General features: G+C 67.1%; 15 protein-coding genes. 6 read left to right on the top strand and 9 right to left on the bottom strand.

Features of this window, described 5'->3' with window-relative positions:
- Nucleotides 1-40: 40 nt before the first annotated feature.
- The 7 genes from IPU70_RS12545 to IPU70_RS12515 form a co-directional block, all read right to left on the bottom strand.
- Nucleotides 41-1900, bottom strand: a complete 1860-nt coding sequence (locus IPU70_RS12545; RefSeq protein ID WP_207467656.1) for a PepSY domain-containing protein — start codon at nucleotides 1898-1900, stop codon at nucleotides 41-43.
- Between the two features lie 70 nt (nucleotides 1901-1970).
- Nucleotides 1971-4439: a TonB-dependent receptor gene (locus IPU70_RS12540; RefSeq protein WP_207467655.1), complete on the bottom strand. Its 2469-nt coding sequence runs from the start codon at nucleotides 4437-4439 to the stop codon at nucleotides 1971-1973.
- Nucleotides 4440-4560: 121 nt separating this feature from the next.
- On the bottom strand, nucleotides 4561-5583 hold the full coding sequence (locus IPU70_RS12535; protein WP_242702453.1) for a FecR domain-containing protein: 1023 nt from the start codon (nucleotides 5581-5583) through the stop codon (nucleotides 4561-4563).
- Between the two features lie 38 nt (nucleotides 5584-5621).
- The gene (locus IPU70_RS12530) at nucleotides 5622-6290 is read right to left on the bottom strand and encodes an RNA polymerase sigma factor (protein WP_013393579.1); all 669 of its coding nucleotides are present in this window, start codon (nucleotides 6288-6290) and stop codon (nucleotides 5622-5624) included.
- A 107-nt stretch (nucleotides 6291-6397) separates the two neighbouring features.
- Nucleotides 6398-6865: a YMGG-like glycine zipper-containing protein gene (locus IPU70_RS12525; RefSeq protein ID WP_013393578.1), complete on the bottom strand. Its 468-nt coding sequence runs from the start codon at nucleotides 6863-6865 to the stop codon at nucleotides 6398-6400.
- Between the two features lie 94 nt (nucleotides 6866-6959).
- Nucleotides 6960-7859, bottom strand: coding sequence for a GNAT family N-acetyltransferase (locus tag IPU70_RS12520; protein ID WP_207467653.1), 900 nt, complete (start codon nucleotides 7857-7859; stop codon nucleotides 6960-6962).
- Between the two features lie 232 nt (nucleotides 7860-8091).
- Nucleotides 8092-8940, bottom strand: a complete 849-nt coding sequence (locus IPU70_RS12515; protein ID WP_207467652.1) for a DUF4189 domain-containing protein — start codon at nucleotides 8938-8940, stop codon at nucleotides 8092-8094.
- A 371-nt stretch (nucleotides 8941-9311) separates the two neighbouring features.
- On the opposite strand from IPU70_RS12515, the gene IPU70_RS12510 reads away from it, so the two are divergent.
- The 6 genes from IPU70_RS12510 to IPU70_RS12485 all read left to right on the top strand — a co-directional run bounded on the left by IPU70_RS12510 (nucleotide 9312) and on the right by IPU70_RS12485 (nucleotide 18617).
- Nucleotides 9312-9875, top strand: a complete 564-nt coding sequence (locus tag IPU70_RS12510) for a hypothetical protein (protein ID WP_013393576.1) — start codon at nucleotides 9312-9314, stop codon at nucleotides 9873-9875.
- A 13-nt stretch (nucleotides 9876-9888) separates the two neighbouring features.
- Nucleotides 9889-10635, top strand: coding sequence for a hypothetical protein (locus IPU70_RS12505; protein WP_207467651.1), 747 nt, complete (start codon nucleotides 9889-9891; stop codon nucleotides 10633-10635).
- A gap of 24 nt (nucleotides 10636-10659) precedes the next feature.
- Nucleotides 10660-11136, top strand: coding sequence for a GNAT family N-acetyltransferase (locus IPU70_RS12500; protein WP_371818924.1), 477 nt, complete (start codon nucleotides 10660-10662; stop codon nucleotides 11134-11136).
- Nucleotides 11137-11281: 145 nt separating this feature from the next.
- On the top strand, nucleotides 11282-12454 hold the full coding sequence (locus IPU70_RS12495) for an efflux RND transporter periplasmic adaptor subunit (protein ID WP_207467649.1): 1173 nt from the start codon (nucleotides 11282-11284) through the stop codon (nucleotides 12452-12454).
- On the top strand, nucleotides 12451-15531 hold the full coding sequence (locus IPU70_RS12490; RefSeq protein WP_207467647.1) for a multidrug efflux RND transporter permease subunit: 3081 nt from the start codon (nucleotides 12451-12453) through the stop codon (nucleotides 15529-15531). Before IPU70_RS12495 ends, IPU70_RS12490 begins: the two co-directional genes overlap by 4 nt.
- Nucleotides 15528-18617, top strand: coding sequence for an efflux RND transporter permease subunit (locus tag IPU70_RS12485; protein ID WP_207467645.1), 3090 nt, complete (start codon nucleotides 15528-15530; stop codon nucleotides 18615-18617). Before IPU70_RS12490 ends, IPU70_RS12485 begins: the two co-directional genes overlap by 4 nt.
- Nucleotides 18618-18638: 21 nt before the next feature.
- Here IPU70_RS12485 and IPU70_RS12480 read toward each other — a convergent pair whose 3' ends face one another.
- Nucleotides 18639-19619: a tripartite tricarboxylate transporter substrate binding protein gene (locus IPU70_RS12480; RefSeq protein ID WP_242702451.1), complete on the bottom strand. Its 981-nt coding sequence runs from the start codon at nucleotides 19617-19619 to the stop codon at nucleotides 18639-18641.
- 33 nt (nucleotides 19620-19652) lie between these two features.
- Complete coding sequence (locus tag IPU70_RS12475; RefSeq protein ID WP_207467642.1) at nucleotides 19653-20639, bottom strand: tripartite tricarboxylate transporter substrate binding protein; 987 nt, start codon at nucleotides 20637-20639, stop codon at nucleotides 19653-19655.

Below are 20639 nucleotides of genomic sequence, written 5' to 3'. Positions count from 1 at the left end.
CATCTCCCCCTTCCGTGGTTGCGGATAGCGCCACTGGCCTCTACGCGCGCAGACCGAGCACGACCACCCCAGACATCAGGCAAGCCACCGCGATCAGCGCCCACGCCCGTCCCGCGCTACGGGCGCCGAATACGCCCACCCCGATCGCGGTATACACGACAAAGCTCAAGAGCGTTGCAGCCAGCACGCCGACTGCCGGCGATGCGCCAGCCGCCGGCCACGTCAGCGCCAGCGCCGACATGGCCAAGGCGGAAAGCAGATAGCCGCCTGCGGCCGCCGCCAGCACGCGGCTGACGATCCCCCATCGATGCGCCGCGGCGCCGCCACTGACGGCCTGCGCCTTTCGTGACGGCTGCGCGACACCTGCCGGCGCATCCTTCCAGTGCCGCCGCAGCGCGCGGACCATGTATGCCAGCAGCAGGCCGGATGCGAGCGCGGTGAGCTCCACTGCCGCCGGCAGACTCTCCCCGCTTGCAGCGTAGGTCCACAAATGACGGCCCGTCGTAGCCCAGTTCAATATCGGCAGCCCCAGGCAGAGCACGGCCGCCGCGGCCAGTTGCTCGATCCAGGCCAGGCGCGGCGCGCGCCAGAAGGCGTGGACCAAGGTGGCCGCCCACGCGGCAAAGAAGAAACGGATCTCCCAGGCGCTGCGGTCCGGCCAGGCCGCCGGAATCAGCCGGTTGCCGTAGAAGTAGGCGATGCTTGCCAGGGCAATGCCCGCCAGCGCCGCGACGTTCAGGGCCTCGACGCAGCGGTAGACTCGCGCCGTGGCTTCGCCGAACTCATGCTCGCTCTTCTTGCGCCGCTTGATGGAGAACAGCAGCGTACCGATGGCGATCATGGCGGTGCCCATCAGGCCGCTGAAGAAGTACAGCCACTTGATGGTCCATCCGCCGAAGTCCGCCTTGTGCAGGGCTTCGATCGTCTCATGGACCTGCTTCGCTGCCAGCTCCTCGTGATGGGCGGGCACAAGCTGCAAGACCGTTCCGCTGGCCGCAGCGAATGCGACCCGGCTGCTCTCGGTGAGCAGGCGCGGCGCGGCGCCGGCCAAGGGCTTGCGGCCGGACACCAGGACAACGCTGCGCGCGTCGCCCGGACGATCGATGGTGATCCGCGCCGCGTCCTGTCCCGTCAGCTCGCGTGCTCGCGACAGCAAGGGGTAGAGATCCGGAACTGCGCCAACGCCCTGCCCGGCGATGCGAGGCGCCGGCGGCGTGGGCGCAAGCTCCGCCTGGTAGCGGCGATAGGCGCCGGCGTCGTCGCCATACGCCGCATGCAGCGGCCAAGGCATGTAGCTGGAGTAGAAGAACGCCAACCCGGTGTAGCCGATCATGAACAGGAACGGCAGCGTCAGCACCGCCGTGGCATTGTGCGCGTCCAGCCAGCTGCGCAGTCCCTTGCCCGGCCGGAAGGTGAAAAAGTCCTTGAAGATGCGCTTGTGCACCACCACGCCGGAGACCAGCGCGACCAGCATGCACATGGATATCCAGCCCACCAGCCAGTAGCCCGGGAGGCCGCCGTGCAAGGTGTAGTGGAAGGACATGAAATGCCGGCCGCCCTCCGTCTCGCGCATCTGGGGCGCAGGCTGCACCGCGCCCGTCCGCGAGTCCAGCCAGACCTCATGACGAACGCCATCGCCCGTGCGCCAGGACAGCTGCACGGGCCAGCCTGGCTGAGCCGGCAGGGAGATGTCCCAGGCGGAAGCCGCCGCTGCCCGCGACGACAACTCCTGCGTCGCGCGCGCCAGCCACTGCCGCGCGTCGGCTGCGGGAGCCGGCGGCGGCCCCGCTTCCATCCAGCGCGTGATGGGTTCCCGGAAGACGCTGAGCGTGCCGGTCAGGAAAATCGCGCACAGCAGCCAGCCGCAGGTCAGGCCGCACCAGGTGTGCAGCCAGGACATGCTCTGGCGGAATCCCCCCTTCACGCCGACGCCCGCTGGCCGCTGCAATCACCGGCCCGCGCATGGCCGGTCACAGCGTACCCCGCAAGGTCAGCATCACGTTGCGAGGTTCGCCATAATGGTTGCCGCGACGGATCTGGCTGACCATGCCGTAATAGTCCTTGTCGAACGCGTTCGCCACGTTCAGGCTGGCGGACCAATGCTTGTTGATGCGATAGCCCGCGCGCAGATCCCATACGGCGCGGCCGGGCGCGCCCATCCGCACCGACTCGTCGTCGTAGGCATCGTATGAGTAGCCGCTTTGCGCCGACACGCCGCCGCCGACGCTGAAGGCATTCCAGCGGCCCGGCAGTTGGTACGTGGTGGACAGGCGGAACAGATGGCGCGGGGTCTCCGCGCTGATCGTCCCGCCCTCGTCGTCGCGGCTGGTGAGGTAGGTGTAGCCTGCCATCACCTGCCAACCCGGCGAGATCGCACCGCTCGCTTCCAGTTCGAAACCCTTGCTGCGCAGGGTGCCGCCGTTGCGATAGCAAACGGGGTTGCCCTGCGTCCCCGGGCAGCTTCCGGTGGCCGCCATGTCTTCCACCGCGATGCCGGACTTCTTCACGGCGAACACCGCCGCGGAAACGTTCAGGCGCCCGTCGTAGAGTTCACCCTTCACCCCGGCCTCGTAGTTGGCGCCGATGGCAGGGTCCAGCGGCTTGCCCGAAGACGTTACGTAGCTGCTCTGCGGCTGGTAGGTGTCCGCATAGCTGGTGTAGACGGACCATTGCTGGTCCAGGTCGTAGACCAGTCCGGCGTAGGGTGTGAATTCATGCTTCTGCTCATAGTCCCGGGTCATCTTGCCCGTCATCCCATCGTTGGACCGGTACTTCAGCCAGCTGAACTTGCCGCCCAGCAGCAAGTGCAGCGGGTCCGCCAGTTGCAGCCGCATGCTGCCGTACAGGCTGGTCTGCTCCAGCCGCGACGTTTCCCCGCTGTCCCAGGCCGGACGCGCGGGCTTCGGGATGGAGGAATGGTCAGGGTCATACACGTTGATGGGCGTGTCGCTGTCCAGATTCGCCCATTTCTGGTTGACGCGCTGGCGCGACCAGCTGGCGCCAAGCAGGACCTGGTGCGTGCCGCCCAGCGCCTGGAAACTGCCCGTGGTGTTCAGGTCGATGCCGTCGCTCTTCACGTGCGCATCGTTGAAATAGATGGTGTAGAAGCGCGAACCCACGCCGGTCGCCCGATCCACGCCGCCGATCGGAATGGCCACGCGCTGGTCCAGATCGACCTCGGTATGGTTGAGCGACAGCCGCGCCTTCCAGTCCTTGTTGAACCGGTGCTCGGCTTCGGCGAACACTTCGTTCACCTGACCCTTCTGCCGGTTCCAGTCCTGCAGCAGCGAGGTCGAACGCGACACGTCCAGTGCGCCGCCGTCGGTATAGCGCGGCAGGCCGAAAATCCAGTAGCCGTCCGTGTCGGTGGCTTGGTGGCGCGCACCGAACGTCAGCGTGGTGTCGCTCCCGAGATCGGCGTCGATAACGCCGTAGACCAGGGGCGATTTCGACTTGGTGCCGTCATAGAAGTAATGGCGGTCCTGGTACGCGGTGACCAGCCGGCCGCGCACCGTGCCGGACTCGTTGAGCGGCCCGCCGCCGTCGAGTTCCATGCGGTAGTTGTCCCAAGAACCCACCGTCGTGAATCCCTCGAAATGGCCTTCGCCGCGCGGACGCTTGCGCACCATGTTGATCGCGCCGCTGGGATCCGCCGAGCCCAGCATCAAGCCCGCCGCGCCGCGCAGCACTTCCACCCGGTCGAAGACGGCGGTATCGATGGGCAGCCAGCCCACCGGGGCGTAGACCACGCCGGCCACGCCGTCGACCAGGTAGTTGTTGTCGTCTACCGTGAACCCGCGTATCGAGAACTTGTGGTTGCCAAAGTTTCTTGCGGACTTCGTTACGCCAGTCGTCTGCGCCAGCGCCTCGTCCAGCGTGGTCAGGTTCTTATCGGTGAGCAACTGGCGCGTGAGCACGCTGACCGACTGCGGCGTCTCCCTGACCGACTGCGTCATCTTGCTGATCGTGATGGCATCGCTGGTGTACGAGCCGGTTCCTTCGGTGGTCGGACCACCCATGCCGCTGCCGGTGACCGTCACCGATTGCAGCATCACCGCGTCGGACGAGGATTGCCCGACCACCGTCAAGGTGTACACGTTCGGCCTGGCGCTATTGACGCGCACATTCGTGCCGGCCAGCAGTTGGTCGAGCGCTTCCCGCGGCGTGTAGCGGCCATTGACCGCAGGGGCGCGCTTGCCCGCCACCACCGCCTCGTCGAACAGCACCTGATGCCGGGATTGCTCGGAGAACAGTCTCAAGGCATGCTCCAGCGGCTGCGCCGGAATGCTGAAATCCGCCTGCGCCTGCTGCGCCTGCACTGCGACGGGCGACGCCAGAACGGCAAGCGCGCACGCCACCATCACCGGCATGGCCCTGAGCTGCATGCCCGCCGTCAACGCGCCGCCAGCAAGCGCGTCTTTCAACAATCCCCGTCCCATTCCCACTCCCATTGTTGTTGGCCGCTACCGGCCTTGCGGGAGTAAACGGATTCCGGGACGGGATTGGGAACCCGCGCACCGCATATAAACAAAAATAATTTTCAGCTAGATTTCCGGACGCTCAGCGGTCCAGGATGAGATAGCCGCCGTCAGGCGCGCGCTTGACCTGCACCGGCAGCAAATCCGGCAAGGCTTCCAGGAATGCGGCGGGCGCGTTGGTCGCGGCGAAGCCCGAGACGGGCAGGGATTTCAGGCCCGGGCTGGCCAGCGCAACCGGCTTGCCCAGGTACTGCGCGACTTCCTGGGCCACCTCGCCCAACGGCGTGCGCCGGTACACCAGACGGCCATTGCGCCATCCGCCCACGCCGTCCGGCACCGCCGCCACCGCCTGATAGGTGGCGTTTCGCGCATCCACGGTCACGCCTTGCTCCGCGCCCAACGACAACTCCGACCCAGCCTTGCCGCGATCGGGCTGCACCCGCACACGGCCATGCGACACCTTGACGATGACTTCATCGGGCGTGTTGCGCACATTGAAGGCCGTGCCCACCACGGTGATCCGGCTCTGGCGCGCATCGACGGTAAATGGCCGGCCTGTGTCCGGCGCCACGTCAAAGAACCCTTCGCCCTGGTTCAGCACCAGTTCGCGGCGCCGCGGATAGTAGCGGACCTCCAGCGTGCTGCCGAAATTCAGCGCGACATGGGAGCCGTCGGGCAGGTCCAGCTGACGCACCTCTCCCGCCGCCGTGCTCACGCTCAGCACATAGCCAGGCGTGTTGTCCCAGCGATACCAGCCGTAGCCGCCGCCCACGACCAGCGCCGCACAGGCGGCGGCGAAAGCCTTCGAGAAGACGGGTTGCCCCAGCAACGCCCCCCAGAATCCTGGCTGGACGGCTCGGCGGCCGGACGCATTTCCCGGCGCTTTTCGCGGCGAGGATCTGGTTGGACTTGCGGTGGCCTGCCCGTCGGAGGCCAGCGCAGGCCGCGGCGCCTGCGACAAGTCCTGCCAGGTTCGCGACACCCGCGAATACGCCTGCCGATGCGCGGGACGGGCGGCAAGCCAGGCATGCAGTTCCTGCTCATCCGCGTCCGACCAGCTGGCGTCCTGGCGACGCACCAGCCACTCGGCGGCCGCCTCATGCAAGGCGAGCCTATCCGGCGAGGCTGAGGAAGACGTATCGGTCATGACGAGGCGGAGTCGCTATTGTTGTTATTGTCCAGGCCGGCGTCATCGCCGACGGGCCGATGCAATTGCTGCATTTGCGCAACCGTAGCATAGTGCACCCGGACCTCGCAGTAGGCGATGGCGCGCGCCAGATGCTTGACCACCATGCGCCGCGAAATCTGCATGCGGGCGGCGACTTCGTCCTGGGTCAGCCCATCGAAACGGCTCAGCACAAAGGCTTCGCGCTGGCGCTCGGGGAGTTCCTGCAAGGCAGCGCCCAGCCGCTCCAGACGCTGTTGATGCGCCGCCGCGCGCATGGGACATGAGGCATCGCCCGCCGCCAGCGCCTGCACGCCCACTTCGGCCTCGTCGAACGACACCGTCTGCAGCCGCCGACCCGCCTTGCGTTCGCGGAACTCGTCGGCCACGCCGTTCAACACCGTCCTGCGCAAGTAGGCGCCCTGCTCATCCGTGGAGTCCAACGCGGGACTGGCCGCCACCCATTTGACGACCCCATCGTGCAGCGCATCTTCGGCGCTGCCGATGCTGCCCTTGAACCGGGCCAGGCCACGCATGAGCGGCAGCCGCCAGCGCGCGTAGGCTTTGGCGATCGCGCTGGCGTTCCCGTTCGTGTCGTCGGCGGATGCGGGCGTCGTGTTGGACGCCAGCAAAGGGTTGCGGCTCATGCGGCGCAGGTCGTTTGAAAGTGGCCGGATTGTACTGAGATCTATTCTCAATCGCAACTCAAAGCCGCCCCGCGCCGTTCATCGGTCAGCCCTGCAACCCTCGCGGATCACGGCGCCACTTGATACCCGCGCTGCTGCATGCAAGTGCTATACGTGGAGGCGGCTGCCGAATTCTGCTGCGACGCTTCAGCTCGATCCTGACGGCGGTCCTGGCGTTGCCGCGAACCGCCCACGACCATCCCTGCCGCCGCCGCGTCCTTGGCCTGGTTCTGCCGGTATTGCTGCTTGGCGTCATCGCTCATCCGATCGTAGACCTCCTCGTGCTGATTGCCTCGCGCGCCGGCTACCGCCGCACCCGCTGCCGCGCCGGCTGCTGCGCCACGGACGCGCCCGCCGGATTTAGGATCGTCTGTGCTGGCGCTGGCGCCGCTGCCTGCTAGAGCCTGGCATGCGCTGATGTCTTGCTGGGTGGTTTGGGGCGACTGCCCTTTGAGCGGAGTGACGGTCTGTGCGGCGGCGCACAGGCAGAACAGGGAAAGAAGCGTCGCGGTACTGGGGTATATGGACTTTTTCATGAAAAGCTCCATCGGTGGCGAGAGACCCCGGAGCTTGCAGTGTAGCGCCGTATCCCTGGCCCGAACCACCCGCTTTTGCCGGATGGAGGCGGACTTACATAAAGCCCGGATTGCGCGGCAGATACCGCGTCCAATCGCCGTAATCACGCGCCGACATCAGCACCATGGGCAACGCCAACCGCATGCCCAGTTCAAGAGCGATCGCAAGCGCCGCGCTGGCCCCCGGTATGAAGACCGAAACCTGCTTGCCCGGCCCCGCCGCGGCGATGTCCAGGGCGGCCCGGAATGCGCCAGGCATTGCGTCCCTGCGCATGACCGCCATTGGGCCGATATGACCCGTCGCCCCTATATAGGCGTAGCCAAGGCGCGCGCGCCCATCGTCCAGGAAAACCCCTCTGATGCTGGCATCGTCCAGCAGATACCGATGATGCTTCTCCCGCGAAATGCCAAGGGCTGCCGCATCCAGCTTGCGCAGTGCATCGAAATCAGCACCCGTCCGAGCGATCGGCGTGGCGTGAATAGCGGCGTCCTGCAAGCGCGGCGCCAAGGACTCGCGGTCCACGCGGCACAAATGGATAGGCACCCGCGGCAACAGGCCATGCCGCACATACAGTCCCTGTGACGCGACATTGAAGGCAAAGGTAATCAGGCATTTTTCGCTGGCGCCGGTCTGGCTGGCATGCGCCAAGGTGCTGCGCAGGAGCTTGTCGCCTATGCCTTGCCCCTGCCGGCCGGGAGCGACGAACAGCTCCGCGAGAAACCAGAGACGGTCGCAGACCCAGCTCAGGGCGAAGCCGGCGATATCGCCCTCATCCTCGGCCACCCACAAGCCGCGGGGATCGTCCCGCAGACAAAAGGCCTGGAAATCCGGAGGCCGCGGCGTAGCGATGGATCCGAAACCGTGGCGAACGGCAAGATCGTTGATGCTGCGCGTGACCAGTTCCTGCGCCCGCGACAGGTCCCCCGCATGCGCGGGCCGAACGATGAGGGTCATGGAAACCTCCTCTATCCGGGATCAACCGGATGAGCCGGTGGCAGACTCGGGCTGCGACGCCTGCGTGGAAAAGCCCCGGCGGCCATGGCGCTGCGCGTCGCAAGCCATCTTCCACAGAATCGTTCCGGCCACGCCTTTGGTCAAGTACTGCCCGACGCCGAAGACTGCGCCATCGCGCCGGGGCGCTGGCCTCGGCCGCAGTCCTGTTCGGATCGTGGCCTGAGCATCGCGCTCAGTTGGCCTTTTCGTCCTCGCCCTTGTACCCGCTGATATATGCGCGCCCCGAGCAGCGTACGAAGGCCACGCAGGTCAGGCCGCCGCTCTTGGCGTCGCAGGTAGCGCGCGCTTCGTTGCGCGCGGCCACCGGATCGGGGTTCTTCGCGGTAAAGCTGGTGCCGCGGCCCTCGCTGCCCTTGCCCCAGGCCATGCCGACGCAGGTATCGGTGTAGGTGAGCACCGTGCGGCAGCCGACGCAGTCTTCCCACTTGAGCAAGGCGTCGACCGCTTCCTTTTCGCTCGGATAGCCGTCGGCGTAGGTCAGTTGGCCCGACTCCTTCTCGGCCACGGAGCCCCAGTAGCCGCGCGAATCCAGCTTGGCCGACAGGGCTTCGAGCTGGGCGGGCGTGGCGGTGTCGGGCGCCTTCAGTTCGGCTTCGCTGTAGCCGGGACCGGCGCACAGGGGCATGACGGCAAGCTTGCACTTGCCGTCGGCGCTGTCGTTGGTGCAAGTGCGGATCGCCTTCTTCGCGGCGACTTCCGACGACACGCTGGTGCCCCAGAACAGGTCATTGCGCGAATTACGCGAGAACGCCACGCAGCTGTCCGAAAACGAGGTGACGTTCTTGCAGCCCTTGCCGCCAGCTTTGTTGCACTTCGCCAGCGCGGCGTCCTGCGCTTCCTTGGTGGAGGTTTCGGGCATGACCCAATACAGCTTGGCGTGCGCTTCGTCGGTGGCCACGGCGCCGTAGAGCGTGTCGGCGTGCGCCGACGGCGCGGCGGCGAGACCCAGGGCCAACGCGCCTGCGCCGGCCAGTGCGGCCGCAGTGGAACGGAACTGAACGAGCAATCGCGCGAGCATCATGGGTGTGCAATATCCAGTAGTTGTGACGCGGCGCGCCCCGCGATATCTCATCGCCAAGGGCACCCCCGGGGCGCAGAACGCGCGGATCGTAGCACGTTACAGTTTGTCTTCCGCGAGCCGGTTTGGCGCGTTTCCAGGTATTACGTAACCAATTTTGCGGCGCCTGAAAACTGATGTGCCACTATTTTTTCGGTAACATCGGCCCCTTCCGGCGCAGCGTTGCGCGGGCGCTTGCGGGTTCTCCGCTGCCCTGTCAGCGTTGCGGCCGAGCGATACGACTCGTCACGAAACGAAACCAAAACAAGACAAAATCTTGCGGCCGCTGAATTATGTTGCGGCACGCCGGATCTTTGAGGGAGCTTGGGCTCAGCATGAATACATCGCGACTCCGTTCGACCTGGTGGCTGGGCCGCGCCCTGCCGGTGTCGCTGGCCCTGGCTGCCTTGGGCGGCTGCGCGCCGATGCCCACCGGAGGCAGCTCGACGCTGCCGTCGCTGACCAATATCTTCTCGTCGGGGCTGTCGCTATCGCCCAGCGTGAACGTGGCCAAGAACATGAAGGGCCGTCCGGTGGCCGACGCCATCACGGCGCTGGGCGAGCCGTCGAAAAAGCGCGGGGTGGGCAACACCATGGAGCTGATCTGGTCCGATTACCAGACCGCACCCTATACAGAATGGGTTTCGACCGGCACCTCGCAGCAGGTGGTCGGCATGATTCCCGCCACCTCGACCAGCGCCGCCACGCCCGTGTTCCAGAATACCAACCACGGCTACTACAGCGGCCGCACGAAGGTCTATGAATGCAGCGTGGTGATGCGCATGCAGAACAGCATCATCATCGACAGCCAGGTGGACGGCAACGTCTGCCCCGAGTTCATCGCCGCGCTGCGCAAATGGGCCGGTGAGCGCGAAGCCAACAACTACCGCAGCAAGTAAGGCGCAGACCCCCTTGTCGACCAAACCCGGAGCACGCCGCTTCCTCGCAGCGACGGCTGGCGCCATCCGCCTGCACGGCCGCGCCATGCTGGCCGCCGCGCCCTGGTCCTTGGCGGTATTCACCCTGTCGCTGCCCTTCGCCTTGTTGATTGCCAACCTGTTTCCGTATGGAGGCTGGTTGTTTCTCGCCTTGGCGCTGATCAATCTGATCGCCTTGGCGCGCATGACCTTCGCCTGGCATTGCGTCGTCGCTCTGCCAGCCTCGCCAGGCGTCGCCGCCGCCCGCGGCGGCGCGGCGCAAGCCCGCCATCTGGCGCTGCTCGGCATACTGGTCATCGCGGTGACGGCTGTGGCCCGCGCCACCGGGGACCTGCCCTATGTAATCTACATGGTGCTGAGCGGGTCGAACGACACTCTGTTCTGGGGCGCCCTGTTCGCCTCGCTGGCGCTGATCTGGGCGCCGGTGCTGTACGCGCTTGCGGTGTATGGTCTGGGACTGCCGCGCGCGGCAGTGACCGGCGAGTACGGTTTTCGCGGCACGCGGGGCGCGATGCCTTACAAGCGCTGGCCGCTGATGCTCGCGCTCTTGCTGCTGGTCGCGGTGGCGGGCCACGCCGGCTCCAGCTTGCGCATGCTCGCGTACGACTACACGGCCACCGGCCTGGCGCAGAGCGCGGTGAGCGTGCTGCTTTGCATTCCGATCACGTTCGCGGTAGCAACGATGTATGCCGTCGCGTATCGCGATTCGGTCAATCGGTAGCATTGTGGAACATTGCAAAGACCCGTGAATAAACAAGACATGGCCCTCTCGCTGCACAGGTTTTCCGACATCCCTGTCGAAGACTGGCTGGAGTTATTGAACCACCCGGCAGTAATACGCCACATGCCGCTCACGGTTGGCAATTGGACCGCTCACGCCGCCTCCGACTGGGCCAAGGGAAAAGACGCGCAGTGGCTGGATCACGGGTACGGCCCCTGGTCAATTCGAATCGGCGGCAAGTTCGCCGGCTGGGGCGGTTTTCAGCGGGAAGGTGAAGAAGCCGACCTGGCCTTGGTTCTGTTGCCGGCGTACTGGGGACAAGGCGCCAGAATTTTTCGCCACTTGATGAGCCTGCGGGCTGAACTGGGCATTGGCCCAGTAAGCGTCCTGCTGCCGCCGAACCGGTCCCGATTCAAAGGTCTGGCCAGACTCGGGTTCGTATTTGCGGGAGAGTTGACCTACGAAGGCCAACGATTCCTGAAATTCCGCACCTGCGACTAGGCAATGGCCGCGGCGAGGCCCCGCCACCACGTGGTCGATCACTCGCCGTCCTCGGCAACCTGACGATCTCCTGACGCAAAAACGCGAATAGTTTTTATTCATATAGAATTCCGACTGTCCGTAACCCCCACGCTTGGCAGTCCTGATGTCCCAGCCCCCCTCCACGGGCCCCGCTTCCCCACGTCAACGCCTGGTCCTGATTGCCGCTGCATTCGCGCTGGCAACCCTGGCCACCCTGGCGTTCTGGTACGCCGGATCCAAGGGTTCCCCCGCCGCGCGCCCCCCCGAGTACGGCCAGATTCCGGTTGCCGTCGCGATCGAGGCAGCCACCGCCGGTCCGCTGCAGCGCGATCTGCATGCGCTCGGAACCATTACACCGTTGGCGCAGGTCACGTTGCGCAGCCAGATCGATGGCGAACTGCTGAAGCTGCATTTCACCGAAGGCGAGGCCGTTGCGCGCGGCCAGTTGCTGGCCGAGATCGACGCGCGTCCCTACCTGGCGGCGCTGGCCGCGGCCGAAGGCGAACTGGCGCGGACCCAGGCGCTGCTGGATAACGCCCAGGCGGACCTGCAGCGCTACCGCAAACTGGCGCGGCAGGAAGCGGTGGCGGGCCAGCAACTCGATACCGCCGAAGCCCAGGTGCGCGCCTACGCGGCCCAGCGGCAACGCAACCAGGCCCAGGTGGCCGACGCCCGCCGGCTGCTGGATCACACGCGCATCGTCGCGCCGCACGACGGCCGCATCGGGCTACGCCGTGTCGATGCCGGCAACCACGTACGCGCCGACGACGCCAACGGTCTGACCACGCTGGTCCAGACCCGGCCCATCTCGGCCCTCTTCAGCATTTCGGAAACGCGCCTGGACATCCTGCGCCAGGCCCAGGCGCGCGACGCCGCGCTACGGGTCCAGGCCTGGGATGCGGATGACCGCCGCCTGTTGGCCGAGGGCACGCTGGAAGCGCTGGACAATCGCATCCAGGCCGCCAGCGGCACGGTCAAGCTGCGCGCGCGCTTTTCCAATGCCGACGAGTCGCTGTTTCCGAACCAGTTCGTGAACATCCGCCTGGCGGTGGTGCAACAGGACAACGTCATTACCATCCCCACGGCGGCCATCCAATATGGATCCGAAGGCGCCTTTGTGTTCGTCATCGGGGAAGACAGTCGCGCCAGCCGCCGCGTGCTGGAGCTGGGCCCCGCCAACGCCGGCCGCATCGTCGTGCAATCCGGCCTGGCCGAGAATGAGCGCGTGGTGGTCGAAGGCGTGGACCGCCTGCATGACGGCCGCGACGTGCAGATAGTCGAACCGCAGAAATCATGAGCCTGTCGCGCCCCTTTATCCTGCGCCCTGTCGCCACGTCCTTCCTGATGATCGCCCTGTTGCTGTCGGGCATCCTGGCGTGGCGCATGCTGCCCGTGGCGGCGCTGCCGCAGGTGGACTACCCCATCATCCAGGTCACCACGCAGTATCCCGGGGCCAGTCCGAACGTGACGGCGCGCACCGTCACCGCGCCGCTGGAACGGCGCTTCGGGCAGATACCGGGCCTGAAGCAGATGTCCTCCACCAGCGGCAGCGGCATCTCGGTGATCACGCTGCAATTTTCGCTGGACGTGTCGCTGGGCGTGGCCGAGCAGGAAGTCCAGGCAGCCATCAGCGCCAGCGGCGCACTGCTGCCCAACGACCTGCCGACGCCGCCCGTATACCGCAAGGTCAACCCCGCCGACGTGCCGATCCTGACCCTGGCGGTCACCTCGGACTCCCTGCCGCTGCCCCAGGTCTACGACCTGGTCGACACGCGCATGACGCAGCGCCTGTCGCAGTTGTCCGGCGTGGGCATGGTCAGCCTGGCCGGTGGCCAGCGGCCGGCGGTGCGGGTGCAGGTCAATCCCATGGCGCTGGCCGCGCGCGGACTGCAGCTGGCCGACGTGCAGGAAGCCATCTCCAAGGCCAATTCGAACCAGCCCAAGGGCAGCTTCGACGGGCCGGTGCGCTCGGTCATCATGGACGCCAACGACCAATTGCAAAGCGCCGAGGAGTACCGCGAGCTGATCGTGGCCTGGCGCAACGGCGCGCCGGTGCGGCTGGGCCAGGTTGCTACCGTCGAGGACGGGGCGGAAGACCGCTACCTGGCCGCCTGGGTCGACAAGCAACCGGCCGTGCTGGTCAACATCCAGCGCCAGCCGGGCGCCAACGTCATCGCCGTGGCCGACCAGGTCAAGGCCCTGCTGCCGCAGTTGACGGCCAGCCTGCCGGCGGCCGCGCAGGTTCGCGTGCTGACGGACCGTACCGAAAGCATCCGCGCGTCGGTGCGCGGCGTGCAATGGGAGCTGGCCTTCGCCGTGGGCCTGGTGGTGCTGGTGACCTTCCTGTTCCTGCGCAACCTGCCCGCCACGCTGATACCCAGCCTGGCCGTGCCGCTGTCCCTGATCGGCACCTTCGGCTTCATGCACCTGGCGGGGTTCTCCACCAACAACCTGACCTTGATGGCGCTGACCATAGGCGCGGGCTTCGTGGTGGACGATGCCATCGTGATGCTGGAGAACATTGCACGCTACCGCGAGCAGGGCCACAGCCCCATGGCGGCGGCGCTCAAGGGCGCCGGGCAGATCGGCTTCACGCTGGTGTCCCTGACGCTGTCGCTGATCGCGGTGCTGATCCCGCTACTGTTCATGGAAGACGTGGTCGGCAGGCTGTTCCGCGAGTTCGCGGTTACGCTGGCGGTCGCCATTCTGATATCCCTGGCGGTGTCGCTGACGCTGACGCCCATGATGTGCGCGCGGCTGCTGCCGGCGCACGAGCCGACGCGCCCCGGGCTGCTGGACCGCGTCCAGGCGCGTTACGCCGGCTGGCTGGACCTGACCTTGCGCCATCAGCGGCTGACACTGGCCGTGATGCTGGCAACCGTGGCGCTGACCGGCCTGCTGTACCTGGCCGTGCCCAAGGGCTTCTTTCCGACGCAGGACGGCGGCACGCTGCAAGGCGTGACGCAATCGTCCCAAAGCACTTCGTTCGACGCCATGTCGCGCCGCCAGCAGGCGGTGGCCGAGGCGATACTGGCGGACCCGGACGTGGCCAGCCTGTCGTCCTTCATCGGCATCGACAGCATGAACGCCACGCTGAACACCGGCCGGCTGCTGATCAACCTGAAGCTCTGGTCGGAGCGCAGCGCGCCGCTGGCGGACATCATGGCGCGGCTCGATGCGCGCGCCCGCGCGGTCCACGGCATCTCGCTGTTCCTGCAGCCGGTGCAGGAGCTCAATATCGAGGACCGCGTCAGCCGCGGCCAGTACCAGTTCACGCTGACTTCGCCGGACAGCGAGCTGCTGGCGCGCTGGAGCCATGCGCTGACGGCGCGCCTGGCGCAGGCGCCCGAACTGGCCGACATCTCCAGCGACCTGCAAGGCGACGGCCGCCAGGCCTATCTGCAGGTCTCGCGCGACGCCGCGGCCCGCCTGGGCGTGACGATGGACGACGTGGCGCAGACGCTTTACAACGCCTTCGGCCAGCGCCAGGTGGCCACGCTGTTCACCCAGTCGAACCAGTACCGGGTCGTGCTGGAAGTGGACCGCAAGCTGGCGCTGGACCCGGACGCGCTGGAACGCATCCATCTGCAGACCGAAGACGGGCAAGCAATCCCCCTGTCGGCGCTGGCCGCCGTCAGCGAACGCGCGGTGCCGCTGGCCGTGAACCACTTGTCGCAGTTTCCCGCGGTCAACCTGTCGTTCAACCTGCCGGCGGACGGCTCGCTGGGCGAGGCCATCGCCGCGATCGAATCGGCGCGGCAGGAAATCGGCATGCCGCTCAGCGTGGAGCTGCGTCTGCAAGGCGCGGCGGCGGCGTTCCAGGCTTCGCTGTCGAATACGCTGTGGCTGATGCTGGCCGCGGTGGTCACCATGTACCTGGTGCTGGGCATGCTGTATGAAAGCGCCATTCATCCGGTGACCATCCTGTCCACCCTGCCCTCGGCCGCGGTGGGCGCCTTACTCGCGCTGCTGCTTACCGGACGTCCGCTGGACCTGATCGCGGTCATCGGCATCATCCTGCTGATCGGGCTGGTGAAGAAGAACGGCATCATGATGGTGGACTTCGCGCTGGAGGCCGAACGCTCGCGCGGCCTGGCGCCGCAGGCCGCGATCCGCGAGGCCGCCCTGCTGCGCCTGCGCCCCATCCTGATGACCACGCTGGCCGCGCTGTTCGGCGCGCTGCCGCTGATGCTGGCCACGGGTTCGGGCGCGGAGTTGCGCCAGCCGCTGGGCTGGGTCATGGTGGGCGGGCTGCTGGTCAGCCAGGTGCTGACCCTGTTCACCACGCCCGCCGTGTACCTGTTCTTCCATCGCCTGGGCCAGCGCCGCGGCGCCGCGGCCGCCAAGCCCGGGGTTGAAGGCCCGGCGCCATGATCCGCGCCTTGCTGCACCGCCCGACCGCCTGCATCTTCCTGGCGATCGCGCTGACCCTGCTGGGCGCGGTCGCGTGGCGGCTGCTGCCGGTGGCGCCGTTGCCCCAGGTCGACTTCCCCACCATCGAAGTACGGGCCGAGCTGCCGGGCGCCAGCCCCGAAAGCATGGCCAGCACCGTGGCCGCGCCGCTGGAACGCGCACTGGGCAGCATCGCGGGCGTCAGTTCGATGAGCTCGTCCAGCAACCAGGGCGCCACCCGCGTGCAGTTGCAGTTCGACCTGGACCGCGACATCAACGAAGCCGCCCGCGACGTGCAGGCCGCCATCAACGCCGCCCGCGCCGAGCTGCCTTCCGGCATGCCCGGCAATCCCAGCTACCGCAAGGTCAATCCGTCTCAGGCGCCCATCATGGCGCTGGCGCTCAGTTCGTCCACGCGCCCCGCGGGCGAGCTCTACGACCTGGGTTCGACGGTGCTGGCGCAGAAGATCTCGCAGATCAACGGCGTGGGCGAAGTGACCATGGGCGGCAGTTCCCTGCCCGCGGTGCGGGTGCAGGTCAATTCCAACGCCCTGGCCCACTATGGCGTGGCGCTGGACGACGTGCGCCAGGCCATCGCCGACGCCGCGCCCATGCGGCCGCAGGGCCAGCTGGACTCCGCCAGCCGGCGCTGGGAGGTCGGCACGCCCGAACAGCCCCGCGCCGCGCGCGACTACGAAAGCCTGATCGTGCGCCACCAGGACGGCGCGGTGATCCGGCTGTCGCAGATCGCTCGCGTCAGCGACTCGGTCGAGAACCGCTACAGCAGCGGCTTTCATAACCGCAACCCGGCCGTGGTTCTGACCATCAGCCGCCAACCCGGCTCGAACATCATCGAAACCATAGACGCCATCAACCAGGCCCTGCCCGGGCTGCGCGCGCTGATGCCGGCCGACGTGGACCTGACCGTGGCGCTGGACCGCTCGCCCGGCATCAACGCCACCCTGCGCGAAGCGCATATCACGCTGGCGCTGGCCACCGCGTTGGTGATCCTGGTGGTGTGGGCGTTCCTGGGCAATGCGCGGGCTGCCGCGATACCAAGCGTGGCGATTCCGGTGTGCCTGATCGCCACCTTTGCCGTCATGTACCTGTGGGGCTTCTCGCTGAACAACCTGTCGCTGATGGCGCTGATCGTCGCGGCCGGCCTGGTGGTCGACGACGCCATCGTGGTGCTGGAGAACATCTCGCGCCACATCGAGCGCGGCCTGTCGCCGCGCAAGGCCGCGCTGCGCGGCGTGCGCGAGGTGGGCTTCACGCTGGTGGCCATGACGGTCGCGCTGAGCGTGGTCTTCGTGTCCATCCTGTTCATGGGCGGCCTGGTCGAGCGGCTGTTCCGCGAGTTCTCCATCACCCTGGTCGCCGCCACCGTCATCTCGCTGGTGGTCTCGGTGGCCATCATCCCCAGCCTGTGCGCCCGCTGGCTCAAGCCCGCCAATCCGGCGGCGTCCGGCGCGGACATACGCCCGTCGCGCATGCAGGCGGCCTTCGAACGCATCCACGCCTGGTACGGCAGCACCCTGTGGCGGGTGCTGGGCCACGCCCGGCTGACGCTGTTACTGCTGGCTGGCGTAGTCGGGCTGAATGTCTACCTGTACGTGCAGGCGCCCAAGGGCTTCCTGCCGGTGCAGGACACCGGCCAACTGGTGGGCTTCGTGCGCGGCGACGACGGCTTTTCGTTCCAGGTCATGCAGCCCAAGATCGACATGTACCGCCAACTGGTGCTCAAGCATCCGGCGGTGCAGGACGTCATCGGCTACAACGGCGGCAGCCTGGGGATCAGCAATTCCCTGTTCCTGATCCGCCTGAAGCCCGCCGCCGAACGCAAGGAATCGTCGACCGAGGTCATCAACTGGCTGCGCACCAACGCCCCGGCGGTGCCGGGCGGCATGTTCTTCCTGAACGTGGACCAGGACCTGCGTATGCCCGGCGGCTTCGGCAACTCCGGCGACCATGAGCTGGCCATCATGGCCAGCGACGTGCCGGCCTTGCGGCAATGGTCGCGCAAGATCTCCAAGGCCATGCAGGAGATACCCGAGCTGCGCGACGTGGACGCGCAAGGCGATGGCGCCACCCAGCAAGTGGTGATCGACATCGACCGCGCCGCGGCCCAGCGCCTGGGCGTGGACATGGGCACCATCAGCAGCGTGCTCAGCAACTCCTTCAGCCAGCGCCAGGTCGCGACTTTGTATGACGCCATGAACCAGTACCGCGTGGTGCTGGAACTGGATCCCCGCTACACCGAGGATCCCGAGGTCCTGGAACAGGTGCAGGTGGTAGCGGCGGACGGCACCCGCGTGCCGTTGACCGCCTTCGCCACCTACGACTACGGGCTGGTGAACGATCGCGTGTTCCATGACGGCCTGTTCGCGGCCGTGGGCGTGGGCTTTTCGCTGGCCGAGGGCGTGTCGCTGGAGCAGGCCCTGGTGGCCATCGACGCCGCCATGGCCAAGCTGATGGTGCCCTCTTACATCCAGACCCGTCTGGGCGGCGACGCGCGCAACTTCCAGCAAAGCCTGCAGGACCAGCCCTGGCTGATCCTGGCGGTGCTGGTGGCGATCTACCTGGTACTGGGCATCCTGTATGAAAGCCCGCTGCATCCGCTCACCATCCTGTCGACCCTGCCCTCGGCCGGCGTGGGCGCGCTGCTGGCGCTGCGGCTGGCGGGCATCGAATTCACGCTCATCGCGCTATTGGGGCTGTTCCTGCTGGTGGGCATCGTCATGAAGAACGCCATCCTGATGATCGACTTCGCGCTCAGCCTGGAACGGCGCGAAGGACTGACGCCCGAACAAGCCATCCACCGCGCCGCCATGCTGCGGCTGCGGCCCATCGTCATGACCAACCTGGCGGGGCTGCTGGGCGCCCTGCCCCTGGTGCTGGGCATGGGCGAAGGCTCGGAGCTGCGCCGCCCGCTGGGCATCGCCATCGTCGGCGGCCTGCTGATCAGCCAGTTCCTGACGCTGTACACCACGCCCATCGTGTATCTGGCGCTGGAACGGCTGCGGCTGAAATGGAAGGCTGGCCGGCTGCGTCCTGGCCCCGAGGCCTGAAGCGCGGGCCAGCCTGCAAGTTCAGTCCGGGAGTATTCCCGCCGCCTTGATGACCTGCGCCCACTTGCGCTGCTCGGCCAGCTGGAAGTCCGCCAGTTCGCCCGGCGTGCCGCCCGCCGGAATCGCACCCAGTTCAGCCAGCCGCTGCTTCACCGCGGCGTCGCCCAAAGCCTGGTTGATGGCCAAGGACAGCTTTTGCTGCACTGCCTGCGGCGTGCCTGCGGGCGCATACATCGCGAACCAGGACGAGGCCTCGAAATCCGGCGCGCCCAAGGCCTCGGCCATCGTCGGCACTTGCGGATAGTCCGGCAGCCGCTGCGCGGTCGTGACGGCCAGCATGCGCAATTTTCCTGCCTTCACGAAGGGCGTGCTGGTCAGCAGCGTATCGAACATGACCTGGACCTGCCCGGCCACCAGATCGGTCACGGCCGGGCTTGAGCCCTTGTAGGGAATGTGGGTCATGGAGGTGTTGGTCTTGTACTTGAAGTACTCCGGCACCAAGTGGGAAGACCCGCCATTCCCCGCCGAGCCGTAGTTCACGCGGTCGGGGTGGGCTTTCAGGTAGTCCACCAGCTCGCCCACGGTCCGCACCGGCATCTGTTGCGGGTTGACCACGACCGCGATGGGCACGGTGAGGACCAGCGCCAGGGGCGTGAAGTCCTTGTTCGCGTCGTAGGGAATGTCGGGATAGAGCCCCGGATTGATCGCCATGGTGCCGATGCTGGCCATCATCAGCGTGTATCCGTCCGGCTTGCTGCGCGCAACGTCGCCGGCGCCGATGAAGCCATGCGCGCCGGCCTTGTTCTCGATGACGAAAGGCGTGTCCAGACGGTCGGCGAGCGCCTTGCCGAGCACGCGCGCGGCGATGTCGGTCGGACCGCCGGCGGGGAACGGAACGACCAGCCGGATGGGACGTTCGGGCCATTGCGCCCCGGTATTGCCCAGGGCGGGCTGCGCCGCGACAGCGCACGCGAGCGCGGCGGCTACTAAAAGATGCTTCATTGATTTGTCTCCTGGCATGTTCTACGGGGCGCCTCAGGCGGCGGTCTGGATGCCGGCTTCGCGTATCAGGCGCGCCCACTTCTTCTGTTCTTCCTGGATGTAGCGCTGCGCGGCCTCCGGCGAGCCGCCCATGGCCGTGCTGCCCTCGGCGGTGAACATGGCCACCGTGGCCGGATCGGCCAGCACCTTCTCCACGACCGCATTGACGGCCTTGACGACCTCGGGCGGCGTGCCGGCCGGCGCGACCAGCGCCTTCCAGTCCAGCGCCTCGAATCCCTCGTAGCCGGACTCGGCCACGGTAGGCACATCGGGCAGGATCGCCAGCCGCGCGCGGGAACTGACGGCCAGCGGTCGCAGCACCTTGCCCTTGAGCATTTCCTGGGCCGCCTGCGGCGTGGCGAACATGTAGTCGGTATTGCCGCCCAACAGGTCGTTGAGCGCCGGCGCCGCGCCACGGTATGGCACGTTCAACACCTGGAACTTGCCCTGATAGGCGAGCAGTTCGCCCGCCAGATGGCCCACCGTGCCGGAACCCGCCAGAGCCTGCTTGATGCCGCCGGGATCGGCGCGCGCATCCTTGACCAGGTCGGCCAGGGTCTGCCAGCGCGCGTTGGCCTTGACCACCAGCACCACCGGCAGCGAAGCGATCAGGGAGACTGCGGCGAAGTCCTTTTCCGCGTCGAACGGAATCTGCGGCATCAGGGCAGGATTGATGGCCAGGTTGGCGGTCTGGCCCAAGCCCAGCATGTAGCCGTCCGGCTTGGCCTTGGCCACGAAGTCCATGCCGATGTTGCCGCCTGCGCCGGGGCGGTTTTCCACCACCACCGACCAGCCGGCCATTGCCGTGACCTTGGCCGCGATGGCGCGCGCCACCGAGTCCGTGCCGCCGCCCGGGGTGTAGGGAACGATAAGGCGCACGGGTCGGCCGTTCGGATAGCGGCCCGCGGTCTGGGCGCGCAGCGGCAAGGCGGCGGCGCAAAGCGCGGTGCCCAGGAAGGCGCGGCGGGATAGCGTGATCAT

It is taken from the genome of Achromobacter sp. SD115 (assembly GCF_017355315.1).
Classification (GTDB): domain Bacteria; phylum Pseudomonadota; class Gammaproteobacteria; order Burkholderiales; family Burkholderiaceae_B; genus Achromobacter; species Achromobacter xylosoxidans_B.
Note: the sequence above shows the minus strand (reverse complement) of the source record. Positions and strands in the feature narration are given on the sequence as shown.

Coding starts and splice junctions, on each gene's coding strand:
- IPU70_RS12545 (WP_207467656.1), bottom strand. CDS start 1,900: ATGTCCTGGCTGCACACCTGGTGCGGCCTGACCTGCGGCTGGCTGCTG.
- IPU70_RS12540 (WP_207467655.1), bottom strand. CDS start 4,439: ATGGGACGGGGATTGTTGAAAGACGCGCTTGCTGGCGGCGCGTTGACG.
- IPU70_RS12530 (WP_013393579.1), bottom strand. CDS start 6,290: ATGAGCCGCAACCCTTTGCTGGCGTCCAACACGACGCCCGCATCCGCC.
- IPU70_RS12525 (WP_013393578.1), bottom strand. CDS start 6,865: ATGAAAAAGTCCATATACCCCAGTACCGCGACGCTTCTTTCCCTGTTC.
- IPU70_RS12520 (WP_207467653.1), bottom strand. CDS start 7,859: ATGACCCTCATCGTTCGGCCCGCGCATGCGGGGGACCTGTCGCGGGCG.
- IPU70_RS12515 (WP_207467652.1), bottom strand. CDS start 8,940: ATGATGCTCGCGCGATTGCTCGTTCAGTTCCGTTCCACTGCGGCCGCA.
- IPU70_RS12510 (WP_013393576.1), top strand. CDS start 9,312: ATGAATACATCGCGACTCCGTTCGACCTGGTGGCTGGGCCGCGCCCTG.
- IPU70_RS12495 (WP_207467649.1), top strand. CDS start 11,282: ATGTCCCAGCCCCCCTCCACGGGCCCCGCTTCCCCACGTCAACGCCTG.
- IPU70_RS12490 (WP_207467647.1), top strand. CDS start 12,451: ATGAGCCTGTCGCGCCCCTTTATCCTGCGCCCTGTCGCCACGTCCTTC.
- IPU70_RS12485 (WP_207467645.1), top strand. CDS start 15,528: ATGATCCGCGCCTTGCTGCACCGCCCGACCGCCTGCATCTTCCTGGCG.
- IPU70_RS12480 (WP_242702451.1), bottom strand. CDS start 19,619: ATGAAGCATCTTTTAGTAGCCGCCGCGCTCGCGTGCGCTGTCGCGGCG.
- IPU70_RS12475 (WP_207467642.1), bottom strand. CDS start 20,639: ATGATCACGCTATCCCGCCGCGCCTTCCTGGGCACCGCGCTTTGCGCC.